Annotated in this window: 14 protein-coding genes and 1 riboswitch; of the genes, 8 read left to right on the top strand and 6 right to left on the bottom strand. The window is 62.4% G+C overall.

Annotated elements, in window-relative coordinates:
• Nucleotides 1–21: 21 nt before the first annotated feature.
• The 3 genes from CO660_RS12165 to CO660_RS12150 all read right to left on the bottom strand — a co-directional run bounded on the left by CO660_RS12165 (nt 22) and on the right by CO660_RS12150 (nt 3389).
• The gene (locus CO660_RS12165; protein ID WP_097598892.1) at nt 22–1983 is read right to left on the bottom strand and encodes a DUF4384 domain-containing protein; all 1962 of its coding nucleotides are present in this window, start codon (nt 1981–1983) and stop codon (nt 22–24) included.
• 211 nt (nt 1984–2194) lie between these two features.
• A complete protein-coding gene (locus CO660_RS12155) occupies nt 2195–2572 on the bottom strand; it encodes a hypothetical protein (RefSeq protein ID WP_097598953.1) in 378 nt (125 codons plus the stop codon).
• A gap of 226 nt (nt 2573–2798) precedes the next feature.
• Nucleotides 2799–3389 (bottom strand): hypothetical protein, encoded by a 591-nt coding sequence (locus tag CO660_RS12150; protein WP_097598890.1) that lies wholly within the window; start codon nt 3387–3389, stop codon nt 2799–2801.
• A 248-nt stretch (nt 3390–3637) separates the two neighbouring features.
• Here CO660_RS12150 and CO660_RS12145 point away from each other — a divergent pair, with 248 nt between their 5' ends.
• Nucleotides 3638–5242 (top strand): hypothetical protein, encoded by a 1605-nt coding sequence (locus tag CO660_RS12145; protein ID WP_097598889.1) that lies wholly within the window; start codon nt 3638–3640, stop codon nt 5240–5242.
• 86 nt (nt 5243–5328) lie between these two features.
• On the opposite strand, the gene CO660_RS12140 is transcribed toward CO660_RS12145, so the two are convergent.
• Nucleotides 5329–5982, bottom strand: coding sequence for a tail fiber domain-containing protein (locus CO660_RS12140; RefSeq protein ID WP_097598888.1), 654 nt, complete (start codon nt 5980–5982; stop codon nt 5329–5331).
• A 23-nt stretch (nt 5983–6005) separates the two neighbouring features.
• Entirely contained in the window at nt 6006–8594 is a 2589-nt protein-coding gene (locus CO660_RS12135) for a caspase family protein (RefSeq protein ID WP_097598887.1), read from the bottom strand.
• Nucleotides 8595–8980: 386 nt separating this feature from the next.
• A riboswitch (guanidine-I (ykkC/yxkD leader) is annotated at nt 8981–9092 on the top strand.
• Between the two features lie 74 nt (nt 9093–9166).
• Between CO660_RS12135 and CO660_RS12130 the strand changes: the two genes are divergently transcribed.
• The 7 genes from CO660_RS12130 to atzF are packed head-to-tail and all read left to right on the top strand — an operon-like array spanning nt 9167 to nt 18774.
• Nucleotides 9167–10240: a putative urea ABC transporter substrate-binding protein gene (locus tag CO660_RS12130; protein WP_097598886.1), complete on the top strand. Its 1074-nt coding sequence runs from the start codon at nt 9167–9169 to the stop codon at nt 10238–10240.
• 58 nt (nt 10241–10298) lie between these two features.
• Nucleotides 10299–11117 carry an ABC transporter permease subunit gene (locus CO660_RS12125; protein ID WP_097598885.1) on the top strand — a complete coding sequence of 273 codons (819 nt, stop codon included), beginning with the start codon at nt 10299–10301 and terminating at the stop codon, nt 11115–11117.
• A complete protein-coding gene (locus CO660_RS12120; RefSeq protein WP_097598884.1) occupies nt 11114–11938 on the top strand; it encodes an ABC transporter ATP-binding protein in 825 nt (274 codons plus the stop codon). Before CO660_RS12125 ends, CO660_RS12120 begins: the two co-directional genes overlap by 4 nt.
• A complete protein-coding gene (locus CO660_RS12115; protein WP_097598883.1) occupies nt 11935–12756 on the top strand; it encodes an urea amidolyase associated protein UAAP1 in 822 nt (273 codons plus the stop codon). Before CO660_RS12120 ends, CO660_RS12115 begins: the two co-directional genes overlap by 4 nt.
• Nucleotides 12757–12766: 10 nt before the next feature.
• Nucleotides 12767–13417 carry an urea amidolyase associated protein UAAP2 gene (locus CO660_RS12110; RefSeq protein WP_097598882.1) on the top strand — a complete coding sequence of 217 codons (651 nt, stop codon included), beginning with the start codon at nt 12767–12769 and terminating at the stop codon, nt 13415–13417.
• Nucleotides 13418–13419: 2 nt separating this feature from the next.
• Nucleotides 13420–16959, top strand: coding sequence for an urea carboxylase (uca, locus tag CO660_RS12105; protein ID WP_097598881.1), 3540 nt, complete (start codon nt 13420–13422; stop codon nt 16957–16959).
• Between the two features lie 3 nt (nt 16960–16962).
• Nucleotides 16963–18774 carry an allophanate hydrolase gene (gene atzF, locus CO660_RS12100; RefSeq protein WP_097598880.1) on the top strand — a complete coding sequence of 604 codons (1812 nt, stop codon included), beginning with the start codon at nt 16963–16965 and terminating at the stop codon, nt 18772–18774.
• 249 nt (nt 18775–19023) lie between these two features.
• Here atzF and CO660_RS12095 read toward each other — a convergent pair whose 3' ends face one another.
• Entirely contained in the window at nt 19024–19716 is a 693-nt protein-coding gene (locus tag CO660_RS12095) for a GntR family transcriptional regulator (RefSeq protein ID WP_097598879.1), read from the bottom strand.
• Between the last annotated feature and the right edge of the window lie 182 nt (nt 19717–19898).

Genomic DNA, 19898 nt, shown 5'->3' with positions numbered 1-19898 from the left:
GCCGGTTCCCCCTCGCCCCCTCTATTCGCGGCGCCATTCGACGCGTCGGTTGAGCGCGTCGATATCGTCTTCGGTGAGGTTGGCGGTGGCGGTCACGTCAACCGGCTCGGAGGCGCCGCGGCCTTCGGCATCGATCGTGGCGTCGATGCCGTGGTTTTTCAGGAAATCGGCAACGGCCTGGGCGCGGCGCTCGGAAAGCTTCTGATTATAATCGTCGCCGCCCTTGCGATCCGTATGGCCGATGAGGATGATGCGGCCGGGCTTCTGCTCCTTCAGCGCTTCCAGCAATTCCTCAGCGGCTTCGGTGCCGATCGAGGTGAAGGTCGACTTGTCGAAATCGAAGGTGATCGGCACCGGGATGGAGACCGGCACGATGCCGCGCACATTTTCCGAATAGATGCCGCCGAGCACGCCGCTGCGGTGATCCTTCTCGGCCGGCACGAAGCTGCCCTGCGGGTTGTCACTAGTCGGGTTGGCGGCAAGAATCCGGGCCTGGGCGGCGCGCTGGATGAGATCGGAGATCGTATCGGCCGGCGGCGCCTTCGGCGTGCGGGTCTCGTTCTTGATGATTTCGATCGCCTGCTGGTAATCGGCGGCGGCATCGGCAAAGCGGCGGGCGGAGAAATAGATCTCGCCGAGCGTGGCGGAGGCCTGCCAGAGCACCTGCGGGCTGTCGGCGGCGACGAGCAGCGGCTCATACTCGGCGACCGGCTTGTCGGCCGCCATCATCTCCTGAGCGGCGGCAAGCCTCAGGGCTGCGACGCGGCGCTGGGCATTCACCTGAAACTGGCCGCATTCGGCGCTGACGGCGATGGCATCGGCCTCGGAAGCGGCAGCGGTGATGTCCTTGGCGGCAACGGCGGTGTTCAGCTTGTCGAGCAGGGCGTTGCAGGCCGGCGTATCGGCATTGGCAACCTCGATCTCCTCTCCGGCCTGGCCGGGTTCGGCCGAACGGCCGAAGCTCAACGGCGGCATCTTGATGCTGAAACCGCCGGGAAGCTTGAATTGCGGCATCTTGATCTGCGGCATCGGCAGTTTCGGCATATTGGTCTGGGCAGACTGGGCCGGCTGCTTGTACGGCTGCTGATATTGGCTCGGTTGTTTATATTGGTTGGGGCGGGTGGAGGCGGTGGTGTCGGCGGGGCCGATCAGCTGCAGCTCGTCGGCGGCGAGCTCCTGGCCGGGCGCCAGATTGGTGACGATCTTGTATTTCTTCGGCGGCTGTGTGGTCGCCTGTTCGACGGGTTTGGGCGCCGGCTTCGGCTTTTCGATCACCTCAGGCTTTTTGGCGACATCGGGTTTGACGGCCGGTTTCGGTTTGGGAGCGGCCGGCGGTTTCGGTGCAACGGGCGGCTTTGCCGCCTGTTCGACCGGCGCGGGTTTTGCGGTGGGAACGGCGGCGACGGGGGGCACCGCGGAGGGCGGCAGGGCCGCCGTGCTGTCGACGGTGGTCAGCGTCAGCGTCTTGCTGCTGATCTTGGTGCCGAGGCTGCGGGCTTCTTCGAGGCTGCGGGAGACGGCATCCATGCCGCCGTCGATCGAGCGGAACATGCCGCTGCCGCTGCTGCCGAGATCGGCGAAGATCGTCAGCGGCTTGGAGGAATAGAAGACCTTGATCTGCTCCTGCCCGACCGGGCCGGACACCTGCAGCCTGGCGCCGCTTGCCGGATCCGGCACCTGCACGCGCTTGCCGGCGGCAACGAGGGCATCGGTCTGATACTTGTTCGGGAAGAGCTTGGTGACGGAGCCGTTCGGCGAGACGTTCAGCACCGTGACATAGGCGTTCTCAGTCGACTGGATGAAGAGGCCGACGACTTCGCCGATGGCATATTTCGCCTCGGCGCGGTCGAAGGTGATGCTGACGGGCCCGCTCTGAGCCGGCGCTTCCGTCAGCGTGCGTTCGTTCTGCGCCCCGACCTCGGGGATCGGCGAAAAAAGCGAAAGACACGTGGCTGCGGCTAGGATGGCTTTGCGGCTGAGCATCGGAACCTCCCCCTTCGAACAATCTCACACTGTGCTGAAGATGAGAATAGCACTGACCGGCGAAATTGGGATGGTTTTGGCTGTCTTGCTTGAGGGAGGGTTACAAATTATTTGGAGCCGGGAAGATTGCGCCAAGGCAGAGACGCGACAAGACTCGCGGCCGAAAATATCCGGCGTCCGTTTATAGTCGGACTGGACTGGAGGGAGGGCGTTAGTTCTTCGGCTTCTGGCCGGCGGATTTCAGAATCGAGATTAGGTCGCTCATTCCTTCCGGAGAGGAATTGTAGAGCCAGAGAATATCCGGATTGTCCGACGTGAATTCCTTGCCGGAGCCCGAGCCCATGTCGCGGCCGGGCGAGGTCGTCTCCGGCAGCTTGCTCTGGCCGGGTGTGAGCCCCTCGGCGCGTTCATGGTCGGCGATGATAGCAACGGCGGCGGCAAAGGCCTTTTCATCGTGCTGGCGCAGCGCCGCAAGCGTCGGGTTTCGCGCCGCCAGCGCATCCTCGACCGGCCCGGCAAACCCGAGGCCTGGCGTCGCAAGCGTCAGAGCCATGCCGATCGACAAGCTTATGAGCCGGGATTTCTTCATCGTCGTCACATCCGTCCAAGGGGGCGCCATCGCGCGACTAGAGAAATTCCGTTTTTCTTCGAATCACGGAATTGCTCTATCTCTGTGTTTTCACGCAATTCCGAGCGCAAAACCGCTGCACACTTTTGCTGGAATTGCACTGGAACGACAATAGGGAGAGGCCGGATGGAAGGCAACGGCGCTCGGCGCCAATCGATTGGGAGGGTTGAAATCGGCTGGAGAGAGGTCAGAGTATCTTCAGCTGCTGCAGGCTGAGCCGGAGATTGCGCAGCATTTCGCCGAAGATTTCCTCGATCCTGCCGGTCGACCAGACCACCATCGTGCCATAGGGCGAGCGTTTGCGCTGCATGAAGCCGGCCGTCTCGAAATCGATCAGGGTTTTACGGCAGGTCTCGCTCGACATGACGGCGACCAGGAAACGGGCGAGATTGGACTGGTCGATGGCGCCTGATTTTTCAGCCCAGTTCTGGATCAGCCGCGGCTTGGTGTCGGCGGTGAACATCGAGGCGAGCGCGCGATCCTGCGAAAGGCCGAGGCGCTGCAGCTTGGCCGGATCGCGGGTGAGCGACACGACATAATCATTGTGCAGATCGGCGAAGCGCTCCACATCTTCAGCCGTGTTGATGCCGAAGACCTTCATCGAATAGAGAAATTCCGCCATCAGATAGGTGGGCTCCGAGCGCAACTGCGCCAGATGTTTCTCATCCTTGCTGGCCGAGGCGGCGCAGACGCGATCGGAAAACCCGATCCTTGCCGCGCGCACCTGCTCCAGCAGGCTGACATCGAGCGCCAGTTCGTCACCGTTCCAGTCCAGCATAGGCTTCCCTGCCAGTAAAACTTCAAGACGATAAACTTGTACTATTGCCGACGCCGATCTCCAAATCGTTTGGAAAGCAACGCCTTGCTGACGAGCCGCTTCTATCCTAACATTTTAAGGACTTGGGGCATGATGCCGAAAGTTGTGAACGGTTTTCCGACGACATCATTCTCTCGCTCTCTAATTGTGAACAGGCTTCAGATTGAGGCCCCCATGGCTAAAATGATCCTGTTTCGGGGTTCACGGCAATGCGCAGTTTCAGCTCGCATATTCTGATGGCCGCAGCGATCGCAATCGCCTGGCCTGTCCTCGCCAAAGACACTGTGATGATCGAGCTTCCGGGCGGCGACGGCGCCCGTTCGGTCGGCATCATTTCCGCTAATGAGGAGGTCGAGGCGTCCGGACCGGCGGCGATCACCGTCGGCGACGACGGCACCGTCTACATCCTCGACCAGAACAATGGCCGCGTGCTCGCCGTCGACGGCGAACGCTCGCAGGCCGATCCCGAGATCCTGCCGCTGCCGGAGAATACAGCGCCGGAGGATCTCGCCGTCGTCCATAACGAACTCTACCTCTGGTCCGACGGGATCGTGCCGCTCGAGCGCGCCACCGGCGCCGATGGCCGCTCGCAGACCCTTCGCGCCATCGACGGCGGCGATGCCGACGATTATACCCGCTCGGTCTTCGCCTCGATGGGATCGGTGCCGCCCGGGCCGCTGAACAGCATCATCGAGGAGATCGGCCGCAGCACCAGCCGGCCGCCAGCCCGCCCGCCGGTAGTCCAATACGTGCCGAGCCGCGGGCTCGGCGATATCGTTGCAGAAGTCTCGGCGGCAAACGACAAGGCGGAGATCCTGCTGCGGCGCGCGAGCTCGGAGGAGAATTTCCTCTCCCTTCAGCTCACCGGGGAAAACCGCATCGGCACCGTCGAACTGCTCGACATCGACACGACGGGCAGACCCTATGCGCTGGTCGAGCTCGTGCCTGCCGACCGGCCGGAACGGACGGGCATGCTGGTGGTGCGCTTCACGCCGAACGGCGTGCTGGAGCGCGTCTACGACCTGCCGATCGAACCCGGCACGGTTTTTTCCAGGCGCTTCGTGGCGATCGGCCCGCGCGGCGACGTGCTGTTTCTGCGCTCGCAGGAAAGCCGGGCGCAGGTGCTGAAACTCGAGGGGCGCGAGCCGGGCCGCAAGCTTGCCGTCGCCAGGCCGGCCAAGCCGGCAATTGCGGCCAAACCCGGAAAGGGACCTAAGGTCGCCATCCTGCCGAAATCGCGCGGCGACGTCATCGAGCGGGCGATCGGCTTCGAGACGCTGAACTGGCTGGTGACGCCGGCGGCCTATGGCAAGGACCCGGGACCGGCTTGCCTCAACATGAACCGCCTGCGCCGGCCATTCTACCTGTTCGGCAAACGCGGCCAGACGGTGAAGGGCGTGCCCTATTGCTGGGGCTGCAAGACGCCGCTCGAGGACTTCACCGAGGGTGTCGTCGACGGCCAGACGGCCGGCAACGTCTGCACCAAGAGCGCGCCGCAATCCAATATTCTCGGCGTCGACTGCTCCGGTTTCGTCAGCGAAGCCTGGGGGCTGAAGATGCATGTCTCGACGCGGGCGATCCCGAGCATTACCAGGCGGCTCGCCGATCCCTGGTCGCTGCAGCCCGGCGACGCGCTGAACCGGCCGGGTTCGCATGTGATGCTGTTCATGCGCTTCACCGAGGACCGCAAGGTGGAGGTGATGGAGGCGACGCCGAATGCCTGCAAGGGCCGCGTCTGCCGCAACACCTATTCGCTGGGAATCCTGCTGCTGCGCGGCTACCAGCCGGTACGCTTCAGGGGGTTGGATGGCTAAGGCTGGATCAGGGCGCTGATCTTGAGGCCAGACGCAACAAGCGTTGCGCCTGGCACGGGTGTTTGGATCAGAGTGCCATGAACCTCTTAGAAGACAAAATCCGGAAGTCTGATCGATGGCTGCGTTTTTGCAGCGTCCACCGAAAGTGCTGCGACTGCAGCGGCTGCCGCTGGTGAAGCCAGCGAAAGCTCATCGGGTATCGAAATCATTCTGATGTCGAGCTTGGCGTAGTCCACCGTGTAGTATCCGGTTGCACCCTGATGCACGGCATCCGGTCTGATCAGCAGAAGGTCCTGCGCCATCGTGCCGACAAAGAGCGGCCCGCCCCAGATGTAGCGGAATGCATAGATCGGGATGCCGGCAGGAGATGTGCCGAGGCGACGAATATCCGTCTTCAGACACCGATCCGAATTCCACCCGCCGGTAGGGCCGCCGCCAGGATCGCTGCCGCCGGAGTCACTGCCGGAACTATCACTGCTGGAGCCACCGCCCATTCCGGACGAGCTGCTGCCTGAGTTGCTGGAGCTCCTGTCCGATCGAGCGAAAGTCGACTCCTGGTCATTGCTTTTTGCGACGACCCTTTTCACGGTCGGCGTCTTTTTGCGGGCCGGCTGCGCGGGCTCCTCGGTGGCGAAGAGCGTCCTACCGCCCGGATCAAAGATACAGCCCTGCAGCACGACGCCAGAGCCTGAAATGAAGGTCGAGCAGAGCAGTACACGGATGAAGACTTTGCTGGTCATGTCAGGCGCCCCCGGATCACCGTTTAAAAAAGATCATATCGCGGATTTCGCTTTGCCCAGGTCGCCTTCGCAAGAAGCGTCAGCTTCTCGTTGAGGGACTTCGTCTTCGGCAGAGCCTTCAGTTCCTGTGCAGTCAATTCGGCCGAAAACGCTTCTGCGGCCTTCTTTTTGGCAGGCTCCGCCAAGGATGCGAGCTCCTTGTCGGACTGCTTTTTGGGGTCGCCGGTTCCGGGGCGGTTGAGCGCGCTTGCAAGAGCGAAATAGTGAGCGGCGGTCACCAGGCTGTCGGCATCCGAGCCCTCGGCCTTGGCCATCTTGGCCCGCTCGAACGCGCTCCAATAATCGCCGCGCTCGGCGCCCATTTCCAGCCAGGAGAGGGCTGCAGCCTCGTCTTTGGGCACCCCTTGACCGTCTCTATACATAAGGCCGATGTTCCGCGGGGCATAAGGCTGGCCGCCATCCGCCGCCTGCTTGAAAAGCTCCAGCGCCTTCTCGAGGTCCTGTGGCACGCCTTTGCCGGCGCGATAGATCATCCCGAGGCTGTTCATCGAATAGATGTCGTCTCGCTTGAGCCCTGACTCGTAAAAGCGAATGCCGCGTTCCATATCGGCTGGGACGTTGACGCCGTTCGAGAAGATGTAGCCCAGTTCGTTCATTGCATAGGTGTGGCCGAGGTCGGCTGCCTGGAGCATAAGCTTCAGGCCTTCCTCGGTGTCGGCTTTCACACCGCGTCCATAAAACAAGCTTTTGCCATAGGCATAGAGCGCGTAGGGGTCCCCCTTCTTCGCGCCGATCGCGGCGATCTCGCTCGATTTGCCGAGATTTGCCGGGACGGAGGCTCCGACGAGATAGAGCGAGGCGAGTTCGGAAATCGCCCTGATATGGCCGGCATCCATCGCCTTCTTGATCGTCGCAAAGGCTGCCTTGGCGTCGCGGTTTGCAAGCTGGGCGCGACCGAGCTGATAGACGAAGCGGGCCACCGCGGGATAGGCCTTCACCGCATCATCGCAGGCAGGTAGCGCGACGGCCGGATCGATTTCGTTCGGCAGCTTGCCCGCGGTGACCCCCTGCAGGTCGAGCGGTGCGGCGGCTGCGCTATCGCAGGCGTCAAGCGTCGGCTTGAAGGTGACGGTGGCGGCCGGCAGGTCGTCGTTGGCGGCCTGCAGCGTCAGGGCGAAAGGCTGGTTTTCGGTGCCGATCTGTGGCTCGTAGGAAAGTGCCAGAATATCGGCGGCTTCAAGCATGTGGCCGGGGCCGATCACCCGGTCGCCGGCCCGCAGTGTCCCCTTGTCGGGCAGGGCCGCGACCTTGAAGGTCATCTCCGCGGCCGATGCCGGTACTTCAGGCAGACGGGCTTCGACGGGACCGACGCCGATCGTCGTGTCGACGTCGCGCGGCAGCGCTTTCAGATAGGCGCCGGCATCGGCAAGCCGCGCCTGCTTTTGCTGTTCGAGCTGGGCGAGCTTGGCGCCGGCGTCGGCCGAAACGGTGATGGCGACGACGCCCTGCGTCGCCTGACCGTAGGGATCGCTGACCGTATAGCCGATCAGGCCGACCGTTCCGGCGGCAACGCCCGATGAATCATAGCTCAGCGCCGTCAGCGCCGCGGCCGGCATCTTTGCGCCCTGCTCCACCGGCTTGCCGTCGAAACTGAGCTTGCCGGTCTGGGGAAGCTGGTTCAGCGTAACGAGCAGCGCCGAGCCGGTTTCGTCATGCGGCGGGGCGATCGGCAGCCTGGTCGCGGCCGCCCCCTCCGGCACGCTCACCTGCTGCATCGGTTCGACGCTCGGCGGCGGCGGGGCCGGGATGAAATAGAAGCTGTCCATCAGCGAGGAATTTTCCCAGGGGACCTGCTTGCCATTGGTCATGGCGATCACGTCGCGGCGCACATCGGTCAGGACTTGGCGGATTTCCTTGTTCGGCTCGCTGGCGCGCTTGATGAAGGATTCGGAATAGGGGCTGAGCGCCCCCTCGCCGTCGAGCGCCACCTGGCCCGGCTCCGTCGAGAAGGCGATCAGGCTGCCGAGATCGCTGTCGATGCGGGCCAGACCGCGCGTCGCGCCGACCGGTTCCAGCTTTTCCGCCATCCAGAATTTCTGCGCATTGAACGGGTTGTTGCGGCAGGCATCGAGAAAGATCAGCTGCACGCGCGAATTCTGCTTGAGATGGTTCAGGATGAGGTCGAGCGGCATGGTCTGCGTCTCGACGTCATAGGGCGTTTCCAACGTGGCATCGACCGGCACGAGGAAATTCTGTCCGCCGACCTGGATACCGTGGCCGGAATAATAGATGAGACCGGCTTCTGCATTATTGGCCGAACGAAGGAAGCTGCGCACCGTGTTCTCAAGTCCGATGCGGTCGACATTGATGCCGATCGTCACGTCGAAACCGGCCTTGCGCAGTGTGTTGGCGACTTCCTGGACATCGTTTGCAGGATTGGGCAATGAGGGCAGCGTCTTATAAACGGAGTTGCCGACGATTAATGCAACCCGCCGGCCATCTTGGTCACCGGAGGCGGCGACAGCGGGCTGTTCAAGCCCGAGAAAGACCAATGCCGTCAGGAAGATCAGCAGTATAGCCGCAAGGCGGTTCTTTCCGTGAAACTCGGGCATAGCTCCACCGCAGATAGTACTGGTTGGATGATGTATTGACCGACCGAATAAAAATATTCCTGCGACTGTAAAAAAGCAAGTTGGGTCACTTCCAAGGCAATTGGAAGGCTTCCAAAAAATGTATCGTCAAGGATGAACCCACAGTAAATCTCAACCATTACCGAGGCTTATGCAAATGTAGGGCTGCCCGAATGTAATCGATGCAAGCAAAAACCCGCTCCGGCCTAGCCAAGGACAGACACGGTGCCGCCGCTCGGATGACTTCGCTATCACTGCTCAAAAATTTAGCAAATGCCGCAAAGTGTACACAGTAATAGGCAACCAAGGAACGGGGGCTAGAAAAATCAAGGAGTTACAAGCTGGCACACCTCTTGCAAAGGACGTGCTGAGTTGGTGGCTAGGGTTCCGGCGCTTTTCTGAAGCGCGACTGGTCCGAGAGCCACCACCGGCGGAGGAGAAATCCCGCCGGGTGCACGGCGGGACAAAAGCCCGGGAGACCTCGTAAGCCAAGGGATTGGTGGCACGATGGTCTTTGCCGATCCCTTTTGAAGAAAAGCAGAAGGGGAATTTCAATGCAGACTTTTTCGAAGATTGTTTCGACCACAGCGCTGGCGGTATCGCTGATGCTTGGGCCTGCTTCCGTCGCAGAGGCAGAACAGAAGAGCGAATTCAAGGTGGCCTGGTCAATCTATGTCGGCTGGATGCCCTGGGGCTACGCGGCCGACCACGGCATCGTCAAGAAATGGGCCGACAAATACGGCATCAAGATCGAGGTCACCCAGTTCAACGACTATGTGGAATCGATGAACCAGTACACGGCCGGCGCCTTCGATGCCGTGACGCTGACCAACATGGACGGCCTGTCGATCCCGGCCGCCGGTGGCGTCGATACGACAGCCGTGATCGTCGGCGACTTTTCGAACGGCAATGACGCCGTGATCCTGAAGGACAAGGCGAGCCTTGCCGATATCAAGGGCCAGAACGTCAACCTCGTCGAGTTCTCCGTCTCGCACTATCTGCTCGCCCGCGCGCTCGAAAGCATCAAGCTGGCGGAGCGCGACGTGAAGGTGGTCAACACATCGGATGCCGACATGGTCGCCGCCTACAAGACACCTGATGTCACAGCCGTCGTCACCTGGAATCCGCTGGTTTCCACCATCCTCGAAGATCCCTCGGCCAAGAAGGTTTTCGACAGCTCGCAAGTGCCGGGCGAAATCATCGATCTGATGGTCGCCAATAGCAGCGTGCTGAAAGACAATCCGAACTTCGGCAAGGCGCTTGCCGGCATCTGGTATGAGACGGCAGCTCTGCTGAGGGCAGACAGCGCCGAGGGCAAGGCCGCCCGCGAAGCCATGGGCTCGGCGTCGGGCACCGATCTCGCCGGCTTCGAAGCCCAGCTTGCCGCCACCAAGCTCTTCGACCAGCCGGCCGATGCCGTTGCCTTCACCGCTTCGCCCAATCTGCCGAAGACCATGGATCTGGTGCGCAACTTCCTCTTCGAGAAGGGACTGCTCGGCAATGGCGCGCCATCCGCCGACGTTATCGGCATCGAAATGCCTGATGGCAAGGTGCTGGGCGATACTGGCAACGTGAAGCTGCGCTTCACCGAGGCCTATATGAAGGCCGCCGCCGACGGTTCGCTCTGATCGCAACGGGGGCGCGGTCTGCCCGCGCTCCCTCCCCTTTATCAGCGGAGCATTTCCCATGCGTTGGATCAACACGAGGCCGAGCCGGGGCGCCCAGTTCGCCTTGACGATGCTGCCCTTCGTGCTGCTCGCCCTTGCCTATGCCTTCGGCTCGGCCGCGCGACTGGCTGATAACGCCAATGACAAGCTTCTGCCGAGCCTTGCCGGATTTGCCGACGCGATCAACCGTCTGGCCTTCGTCGCCGACCCGCGTACCGGTGAATTTCTGCTCTGGTCGGACACGGGCGCGAGCCTCATCCGCCTGCTCTCCGGCCTCGGCATTTCGACTGCGGTGGCGCTCGTTATCGGCATGCTGATCGGCATGCTGCCCTATCTCAGGGCGCTGCTCGCTCCTTTCATCGCCGTAATTTCCATGGTGCCGCCGCTGGCGCTGCTGCCGATCCTCCTCATCGTCATGGGACTTGGCGAGACGTCGAAGATCGCCCTCATCGTCATCGGCGTCGCGCCGACGATGATCCGCGATCTGGCGCTGAAGGCGCTGGAATTGCCGCGCGAACAGATCGTCAAGGCCGAGACGCTCGGCGGCTCCTCCTGGCAGATCGGACTGCGTGTCGTGCTGCCGCAAATCCTGCCGCGGCTGATCACCTGCCTCAGACTGCAGCTCGGCCCGGCCTGGCTGTTCCTGATCGCAGCCGAAGCGATCTCGTCGGATTCGGGTCTCGGTTACCGCATCTTCCTCGTCCGCCGCTACCTGTCGATGGATATCATCTTCCCCTATGTCGTCTGGATTACCCTGCTTGCCGTGGTCATGAATGCCCTGCTCGATCGCCTGCGCATCGCCGTCTTCCCCTGGTCGGAGCTGGAGAAGCAGGCATGAGCGAGTTGAAGATCGAAAGGGTCTGGAAGGAATATGGCGACCAGATCGTGCTCGAAAATGTGTCGCTGACTGTCGCCTCGCGTGCCTTCGTCGCCCTTGTCGGACCCTCCGGCTGCGGCAAGACCACCTTCCTGCGGATGCTGCTCGGACAGGAGCAGCCGACAAAGGGCAAGATCCTGCTCGACGGCGAGCCTCTGCCGTCGGAACCAGGCCCGGACCGCGGCGTCGTCTTCCAGCGCTATTCCGTCTTTCCGCACCTGACGGTGCTCGGCAACGTGCTGCTCGGCAAGGAATTTTCCGCGGCGCATTACAAGGCCAGGCTCTTCGGCGCCGCACGCCGCAATGCGATCGAAGAAGCGCGCCAGTTGATTGCCGAGGTCGGACTCGCCGGTTCGGAGAACAAATATCCGGCGCAGCTTTCCGGCGGCATGCAGCAGCGCCTGGCGCTCGCCCAGGCGCTCATCATGAAGCCGAAGGTGCTGCTGCTCGATGAACCCTTCGGCGCGCTCGATCCCGGTATTCGCGCCGAAATCCACACGCTGATGAAGCGACTCTGGCATGAAACGCAGATGACCGTCGTCATGGTTACCCATGACATGCGCGAGGCCTTCACGCTCGCAAGCCGCGTCGTCGCCTTCGAACGCCGCCGCGACCGGCCGGAGGAGAAGGAGCGTTACGGCGCCACCATCACCAAGGATATTGCCATCTGGCCGCCGCGCCTTGCCGGGCAGCCATCGATCTTCAGCCCCGACCGGGACGGCCCGGTCGCTTCCCTGGGGCGCAGCCGGGACGACCTGGCACCATCAGGAGAGACGCTATGATGCATGTGAGACGCTCGCCCGAAGAAATTGCCGCCAATCGCGCGCGTTACGAGGAGCACCAGAAAAAGGGGCTGGAATTTGCGCCCAAGGCCCTGCCCGGTCCAAGCCCGCTGCCGGCACCGGCCATCGAAGCCGCCGCGATCATCCATCAGGAGACCATCCCCGGAGGCTGGTACTGGTCGACAAAACTCTTGCGTGACGAGGCGATCCGCATCGACCAGGGCGAGGGCAATTCCACCGTGGCGCTCATCGCCTGGAATGCCGAGGATGCGAGCGAGCGGATCAATCTCGTCGACACCGCCAAGATCCAGTGGACGACGGCGCTCGGCAAAGGGCGTGTGATCTTTTCCGACATGGGCCGCGTCATGTTCTCGATAATCGAGGACAGTTCCGGCGCCCATGACTGCCTGATGGGCGGCTCGACGGCGGCGTCGAACGCCGCGAAATATCCCGGCGAAAAAACGCGCAACACCCGCGACAACCTGATCCTCATCGCCGTCAAGCTCGGCCTCGACAGGCGCGATATACCCGGCATCCTCAACCTCTTCGCACCCGTCCGCCTGGCCGAGGCCGGTGGTTTCGGCTGGCAGGGCAAGCGCTCTAACAGCGGCGATTACGTCGAACTGCGCGCCGAGATGGACATGCTGGTCGGCTTTTCCACCTGCCCGCATCCGCTCGATCCCGATTCAACCTATCAGCCGAAGCCCGTCGTCATCACCCGCTACAAGGCGGCAGTCCCGGCTGCCGATGATCTTTGCCGCGCGGCAACGGCCGAAGCCGTGCGCGGTTTCGAGAACAACGCCCTGATGCAGGCCTGAGGAGAAGACGATGTCCGATTTCATCCAGACCTCTCCTGCCCGTACTGTTCAGAATGCTGTGCAGGATCATTTCATTCCGGCCGAAGCCCCATGGTCCGGCGTCGTGCGCAAGGGCCAGACCATCCGCATCGAGGACAGTCTTGGCCAGCAGGCGATCGACACGCTCTTCTATCGTGCCGACGATTTCGCCGAGCGCTATTCCAATCAGGATACGATGCGCATGCAGGGCGCTGCCTATATCGGCATCGGCACGAAGATCATATCGAATGAAGGCAATGTTATGCTGACCATGACGGCTGACAGCTGCGGCCGCCATGACACGTCTGCCGGCGCCTGTTCCTGCGAGAGCAATACGGTGCGCTTCGGCCATGGCACGAAATACCTGCATGCCTGCCGCGACAACTTCGTCCTCGAGGTCAGCAAACACGGCATGGGCAAGCGCGACATCGTGCCCAACATCAATTTCTTCATGAACGTGCCGATCAAGCCGAATGGCGAGATGACCATCGTCGACGGTATTTCGGCGCCTGGCGACTATGTCGAACTCGTCGCGGAAATTGACGTGCTCTGCGTCATCTCCAATTGCCCGCAGATCAACAACCCCTGTAACGGCTTCGATCCGACGCCGATCCGGGTGCTGATCTGGGACGGCGAGGACTGAGCATGTTCAAGAAAGTCCTGATCGCCAACCGGGGCGAAATCGCCGTGCGGGTTATCAAGACGCTGCGACGGATGGGCATTGCCTCCGTCGCGGTCTATTCCGATGCCGACCGCTTCGCCAAGCCCGCTATGATGGCGGATGAGGCGATCCGTCTCGGGCCGGCGCCGGCCAGCGAAAGCTATTTGAATGTCGACGCCGTCATTGCCGCCTGCAAGGCGACGGGGGCCGAGGCAGTGCATCCGGGCTACGGCTTCCTGTCGGAAAATATCGGTTTTGCCGAGCGCCTTGCCGCCGAAGGCATCACCTTCATCGGCCCCCGGCCCGAGCACCTCTCTGCCTTTGGCCTGAAGCATACGGCCCGCGAACTCGCCAATGCGAGCGGCGTGCCGCTGTTGCCCGGCACGAGCCTGCTTTCGAGCGCCGATGAAGCGCTCGCTGCGGCCGAAGAAATCGGCTATCCCGTGATGCTGAAAAGCACGGCCGGCGGCGGCGGCATCGGCATGCAGCTCTGTGCCGATGCCGAAAGCCTGAAGGCGTCCTTCGAAAGCGTGCAGCGTACGGCGCGGGCAAGCTTCGGCGATGCACGCGTCTATATCGAGCGTTTCGTGGCCGAGGCACGGCATGTCGAAGTGCAGATCTTCGGCAACGGCCAAGGCAAGGTCATCGCGCTCGGCGAGCGCGATTGCTCGCTGCAGCGGCGGAACCAGAAGGTGGTCGAGGAGACCCCGGCCCCCGGACTTTCGGCCGCGACCCGCGCCCGCCTGCATAAGTCGGCCGTCGATCTTGGTGCCGTGGTCTCCTACGAGTCCGCCGGCACCGTGGAATTCATCTACGATCCCCAGCGCGATGAATTCTACTTCCTTGAGGTCAACACCCGCCTGCAGGTCGAACATCCCGTCACCGAAGCTGTGTTCGGCATCGATCTCGTCGAATGGATGATCCGTCAGGCGGCCGGCGAGGACGTGCTCTCGGGCGCCGAGGCCCTGCAGCCGAAGGGAGCGGCGATTGAAGTGCGTGTCTATGCCGAGATGCCGCATGCAGATTTCCGCCCGAGCGCCGGCCTGCTGACGGAGGTGTCCTTCCCGCAAGATGGGCGCATCGACGGCTGGATCGAGACCGGCACGGAGGTCACGCCCTTCTACGATCCGATGCTCGCCAAGGTGATCGTGTCAGCCGAGGACCGAACGGCGGCGATCGAAAAGCTGAAGGCGGCACTTGGCGAAACATCGATATCGGGCATCGAAACCAATCTCGACTATCTCAGGGCCATCGCCAGCTCCGAGCTTCTGGCGAGCGGCAAGGTGGCGACGACGGCGCTACGTGATTTTTCCTTCGTCCCCGATGTCATCGAGGTGATTGCGCCGGGCGCGCAATCGAGCATTCAGGAATTGCCGGGCCGGCTTGGCCTCTGGCATGTCGGCGTGCCGCCGAGCGGTCCGATGGATGAGCGTTCCTTCCGCCACGCCAACCGTCTCGTCGGCAATGGCGACAAGGTCGCAGCCCTGGAGCTGACGGTTTCCGGCCCGATGCTGAAATTCCATACCGATACGACGGTTGCCCTTGCCGGCGCCAGGATGGCGATGAGCATCGACGGCGTGAATCTGCCGCATGGCAAGGCGGTGACTATCCGCGCCGGCCAGATCCTCGCAATCGGCAGCATCGATGGACCGGGGCAGCGGGCTTACCTTGCCGTAGGAGGCGGCTTTGCCGCCCCCGTCGTGCTCGGCTCGCGTGCCACTTTCGGTCTCGGCCAGTTCGGCGGCAATGCCACCGGCACGCTGAAAACCGGGCATGTGCTACATCTTGCCCGCCAGGCGGCGGCCGAAGTGCCGAAGCCGGCGACGGAGCCGGCAGAGCTGACGCGCGAATGGCAGGTTGGCGTCGTCTACGGCCCGCATGGCGCGCCTGATTTCTTTCAGGACGGCGATATCGAGATGTTGTTTTCGACCAGCTACGAGGTGCATTTCAACAGCGCCCGCACCGGCGTTCGGCTGATCGGTCCCGCGCCGAAATGGGCGCGCAGCGATGGCGGCGAGGCTGGCCTTCATCCCTCCAACCTGCATGACAATGCCTATGCAATCGGTGCGATCGATTTCACCGGCGACATGCCGATCATTCTGGGGCCTGACGGCCCGAGCCTCGGCGGCTTTGTCTGCCCGGCGGTGATCGCCCGAGACGAACAATGGAAGATGGGCCAGTTCAAGCCGGGTGATCGCATCCGCTTTCATCCCGTCGCTCGGTCCGAAGATCCCATCGCCGGCCCGGCGGTGCATCGGGCGAAACAGGATGCCGGCTCGCCTATCGTCGGTAAACGTGACAACGGGCCTGTCTCCGTCGTTTATCGCCGCCAGGGCGATGACAACCTGTTGGTCGAATACGGGCCGATGACGCTCGATATCGCCCTGCGGCTGAGGGTGCATCTGCTCATGAAGGCCGTCTCGCAGGCCCGTCTGCCCGGCATCGTCGATCTCACGCCCGGCATCCGCTCGCTGCAGATCCATTATGACGGCACGACGGTAACCCGCAAGCGCCTGCTCGGCCTGCTGGCCGAAATCGAAGCGAGCCTGCCGGCGGCCCAGGACGTCACCGTGCCGAGCCGCATCGTGCATCTGCCGCTTTCCTGGAACGACCCGGACGCGGAACTTGCGATGCGCAAATATCAGGAACTCGTGCGGCCGAATGCGCCTTGGTGCCCTGATAACATCGAGTTCATCCGCCGCATCAACGGGCTGGCAGACGAACAGGCCGTGCGCGACGTCGTCTTCGATGCGAGCTACCTCGTGCTCGGCCTCGGCGACGTCTATCTCGGCGCACCGGTGGCGACCCCGGTCGATCCGCGCCATCGGCTGGTAACGACGAAGTACAATCCCGCCCGCACCTGGACGCCTGAAAATGCCGTCGGCATCGGCGGGGCCTATATGTGCATCTACGGCATGGAAGGACCCGGCGGCTACCAGCTCTTCGGGCGCACCATCCAAGTCTGGAATACCTGGCGCCAGACGCCGGTCTTTGCCAAGGGCAAGCCGTGGCTGCTCGACTTTTTCGATCAGATCCGCTTCTTCCCGGTCAGCCATCAGGAATTGGCGGAAGCCCGCAGCGCCTTTCCGCATGGCGGTTATCCCGTCAAGATCGAGGAGACGGAATTTTCCTACGCCGCCTATGAGCAGGAATTGCAGGCGAATGCCGCCTCGATCGCGGCCTTCAAGGCACGCCAGCAGGCCGCCTTCGACGCCGAACGCCAGCGCTGGAAGGAGGCCGGTCTCGACAGCTTCGTTACCGACGAAGGCACCGGCGAAAGCCCGGCTGGAGACATCCCTGAAGGCTGCTTCGGCGTTGCAAGCGCCGTTCCCGGCAATATCTGGAAACTGCTGGTCGAGCCGGGCGCACCGGTTGCGGCCGGCGACACGCTTGCCATCATCGAATCCATGAAATTGGAAATCAACGTCACCGCACATGCGCCAGGCCGTGTCCGCGATCTGCGCGCCGGGCCCGGACGAAACGTCAAAGCGGGCGATATCATTGTTGTTCTGGAGGAGTGCTGACCCATGCTGCCGACCATTCTTGATCTGACCAGCCTTCGCGCAGCCTATGAGGCAGGCAAAAGCCCGCTCGATATTATCGAGATCGTCATTGCCCGTCGCAATGACGCGACGGATCCCGCTATCTTCATCACGCCGGCGCCTGATGAAGCCATGCGGGCCGAGGCACGAGCTCTGATGGAACGGGCGCCTGATCCCAACAGCCTGCCGCTTTGGGGCATTCCCTTCGCGGTGAAAGACAATATTGACGTGGCGGGACTGCCGACGACAGCCGCCTGCCCTGCCTTTTCCTACCGGCCGGAGACGGACGCAACCGTCGTCGCGAGGCTGCGGGCTGCAGGCGCGATCGTCATCGGCAAGACCAATCTCGACCAGTTCGCCACCGGTCTTAACGGCACGCGCTCGCCCTACGGAGCCCCACGCTCGGTCTTCGACAAGAACTATGTGTCGGGCGGCTCGAGTTCCGGCTCGGCGGTTGCCGTCGCCTCGGGCCTGGCAAGCTTCGCGCTTGGCACTGACACGGCCGGCTCCGGTCGCGTGCCGGCGGCTTTCAACAATCTCGTCGGCATCAAACCGACTCCGGGGCTGGTGCCAAATGTCGGGGTCGTGCCGGCCTGCCGCAGCGTCGATGTCGTCACCATCTTTGCCCCGACGGTCGGCGACGGCGTCGCGATCCGCAAGGTGATGGAAGGTTACGATGCCGCCGATCCCTTCTCGCGCAAGGCGGTTCCGGCCAGCCTGCCAGCCTCCGGTCTGCGGATCGGTGTGCTCGACGGAGCCGAGCGGGAATTCTTCGGCAACAGGCAAGTCGAAGCTCTCTATGACGCCGCGATCGAAAGGGCGCGCGCGCTCGGTGCCACCATCGTTCCCTTCGACTATGCACCATTTCGGCAGGCAGCAGAGCTGCTCTACAACGGTCCCTGGGTCGCCGAGCGGCTGGCGGCGGTGAAGGATTTTCTGGCCACGAATGGCCCGGACTTCGATCCGACGGTTCGCACCATTATCGAGGGCGCGAAAGCCTATGACGCCGTTGCCGCTTTCGAAGGCAGATACAAGCTCGAGGCGCTGCGTCAGAAGACCGTGAAGGAATGGGAAAAGGCTGATATCCTGATGCTGCCGACCTCGCCGACCACCTACACGGTCGACGAGATGATGGCGGATCCGATTGTGAAAAACGGCCATTTCGGACGGTACACCAACTTCGCCAATCTTCTCGGCTGCGCCGCGATCGCCGTTCCAGTCGGCTTCGACGCCGACGGTCATCTCCCGGCCGGCGTGACTCTGATTGGTCCGGCCTTTACCGATGACGCTCTCGGCCCCTTCGCCGATGCCATGCACCGTGCCGCGAACGCCGGCATGGGCAAGGACCGCCTCTCGGCAATCCCCGAGGCGATCCGCGTGCCGTCGGAAGATGACGGCTTGGTGCCAATTGTCGTCGTCGGGGCGCATCTGAGCGGCATGCCTCTCAACCACGAATTGACGCGACCGGGCGGCAGGCGCATCAAATCCTGCCGTACTGCACCGGATTACCGCCTCTTCGTTCTGCCGGGCACCGTCCCGCCGAAGCCAGGCCTGATCCGTGAACCCGGTTTTGACGGCAAGGGTCTCGAAGTCGAGGTGTGGAAAGTCACTCCGGAGGCTTTCGGGCGCTTTGTCCAGAACATCCCGGCCCCGCTCGGCATCGGCAAGGTAACGCTCGATGACGGTTCCCAGATTCCCGGTTTTCTCTGCGAGGCTCATGCCATCGAAGGCGCGCGCGAAATCACGGAATTGGGGGGCTGGCGCGCCTACGTCTCAGATCAAATGAAAAAAGCATGAAGCATCGTCTCAAAAAAATCCTGCTGGCGATACTTGCGGGCCTTGAGGCACGAAGTGCTTCAAGGCGGTTCGGCCACCGCAGGATTTCATGACAAGGCGGGGTCGAGACGATATCGCATTTGCTATAATTTTTGCTTCGACGCCTGAGGACGATCGCGAACAAGAAGTTCGCTGCGTTATGGACAAAGGCCAGCCGCTGCAGTTGCGGCGGCCATCGCTGTCCCCTTGTCGCAGACGATCTGCAAGATTTCAGGTGCCTCGCGCGCTCGGCTCTCCGGTTGTTGCAAACACCGCGCTCGCATCGCTGACCATCACCACGTGGGAATAAGCTGCCTGTGCGGCAGCGATGCCATCCGCTCGCATGACGGCCATCACGATCCGACCGTGTTCCTCGTAGGACCTTGCCAAGCGACCGGGCAGCCGAAACTGCGCCCGCCGAAATGGGGCGAGCCGTGCCCGTGTCTGCGTCACCATCTCAAAGATGTGATCATTATGCGCCCCGCGATAAAGGCGGGTGTGGAACTCCGTGTTATGCGCCGAATACTCCTCTTCCGCGCCGGCATGCACGAGCCCCATTGAGGCCTTATGCTCCAACTCCAGCGTGCGCCGCTCGTCGACTGTCATACGCTCGGCCGAGAGCTTGGCGCAGATCGCTTCAAGTTCCGCCATCGCCTCGAACATCGAATGCAGATAGGTTTCGGTCACGGTGGTGACGACGGCGCTGCGGTTCGGCTCCCGGTCGACAAGCCCCATCGCCCCGAGTTCACGGAGCGCCTCGCGCACCGGTGTGCGCGAGACTTCGAAACGAGCAGCCAGCGAGACCTCATCAAGCTTCTCGCCCGGCAGCATCTGTCCAGTCACGATCATGTCCGCGATCGCCCGCACCATCTGCTCGACGGTCGTCCCCGCTCTGATGATTTCTCTGCGCCTGATTTGCTTCAAGGAATGATTCTACATTTTTATGATTGCATACACATGCCCGCTCAAGCTGGCAAAGTCAAACATCAGTATACACGATTGATTTGTCTAGCAAAAATGTATTCTGCACCATCGGATTCCCAGCACTTCCGACCCAAAGACCGAGATGTCGGACGATTTTATAGGCTATGCATATTTTTTCATCT

This window comes from Rhizobium sp. L9, from assembly GCF_002531885.1.
In the GTDB taxonomy this organism is placed as follows: Bacteria; Pseudomonadota; Alphaproteobacteria; order Rhizobiales; family Rhizobiaceae; genus Rhizobium.
The sequence above is the reverse complement of the archived record's forward strand: the minus strand, read 5'-3'. Positions and strand labels throughout refer to the sequence as shown.

Coding starts and splice junctions, on each gene's coding strand:
- CO660_RS12165 (WP_097598892.1), bottom strand. CDS start 1,983: ATGCTCAGCCGCAAAGCCATCCTAGCCGCAGCCACGTGTCTTTCGCTT.
- CO660_RS12155 (WP_097598953.1), bottom strand. CDS start 2,572: ATGAAGAAATCCCGGCTCATAAGCTTGTCGATCGGCATGGCTCTGACG.
- CO660_RS12150 (WP_097598890.1), bottom strand. CDS start 3,389: ATGCTGGACTGGAACGGTGACGAACTGGCGCTCGATGTCAGCCTGCTG.
- CO660_RS12145 (WP_097598889.1), top strand. CDS start 3,638: ATGCGCAGTTTCAGCTCGCATATTCTGATGGCCGCAGCGATCGCAATC.
- CO660_RS12140 (WP_097598888.1), bottom strand. CDS start 5,982: ATGACCAGCAAAGTCTTCATCCGTGTACTGCTCTGCTCGACCTTCATT.
- CO660_RS12135 (WP_097598887.1), bottom strand. CDS start 8,594: ATGCCCGAGTTTCACGGAAAGAACCGCCTTGCGGCTATACTGCTGATC.
- CO660_RS12130 (WP_097598886.1), top strand. CDS start 9,167: ATGCAGACTTTTTCGAAGATTGTTTCGACCACAGCGCTGGCGGTATCG.
- CO660_RS12125 (WP_097598885.1), top strand. CDS start 10,299: ATGCGTTGGATCAACACGAGGCCGAGCCGGGGCGCCCAGTTCGCCTTG.
- CO660_RS12120 (WP_097598884.1), top strand. CDS start 11,114: ATGAGCGAGTTGAAGATCGAAAGGGTCTGGAAGGAATATGGCGACCAG.
- CO660_RS12115 (WP_097598883.1), top strand. CDS start 11,935: ATGATGCATGTGAGACGCTCGCCCGAAGAAATTGCCGCCAATCGCGCG.
- CO660_RS12110 (WP_097598882.1), top strand. CDS start 12,767: ATGTCCGATTTCATCCAGACCTCTCCTGCCCGTACTGTTCAGAATGCT.
- uca (WP_097598881.1), top strand. CDS start 13,420: ATGTTCAAGAAAGTCCTGATCGCCAACCGGGGCGAAATCGCCGTGCGG.
- atzF (WP_097598880.1), top strand. CDS start 16,963: ATGCTGCCGACCATTCTTGATCTGACCAGCCTTCGCGCAGCCTATGAG.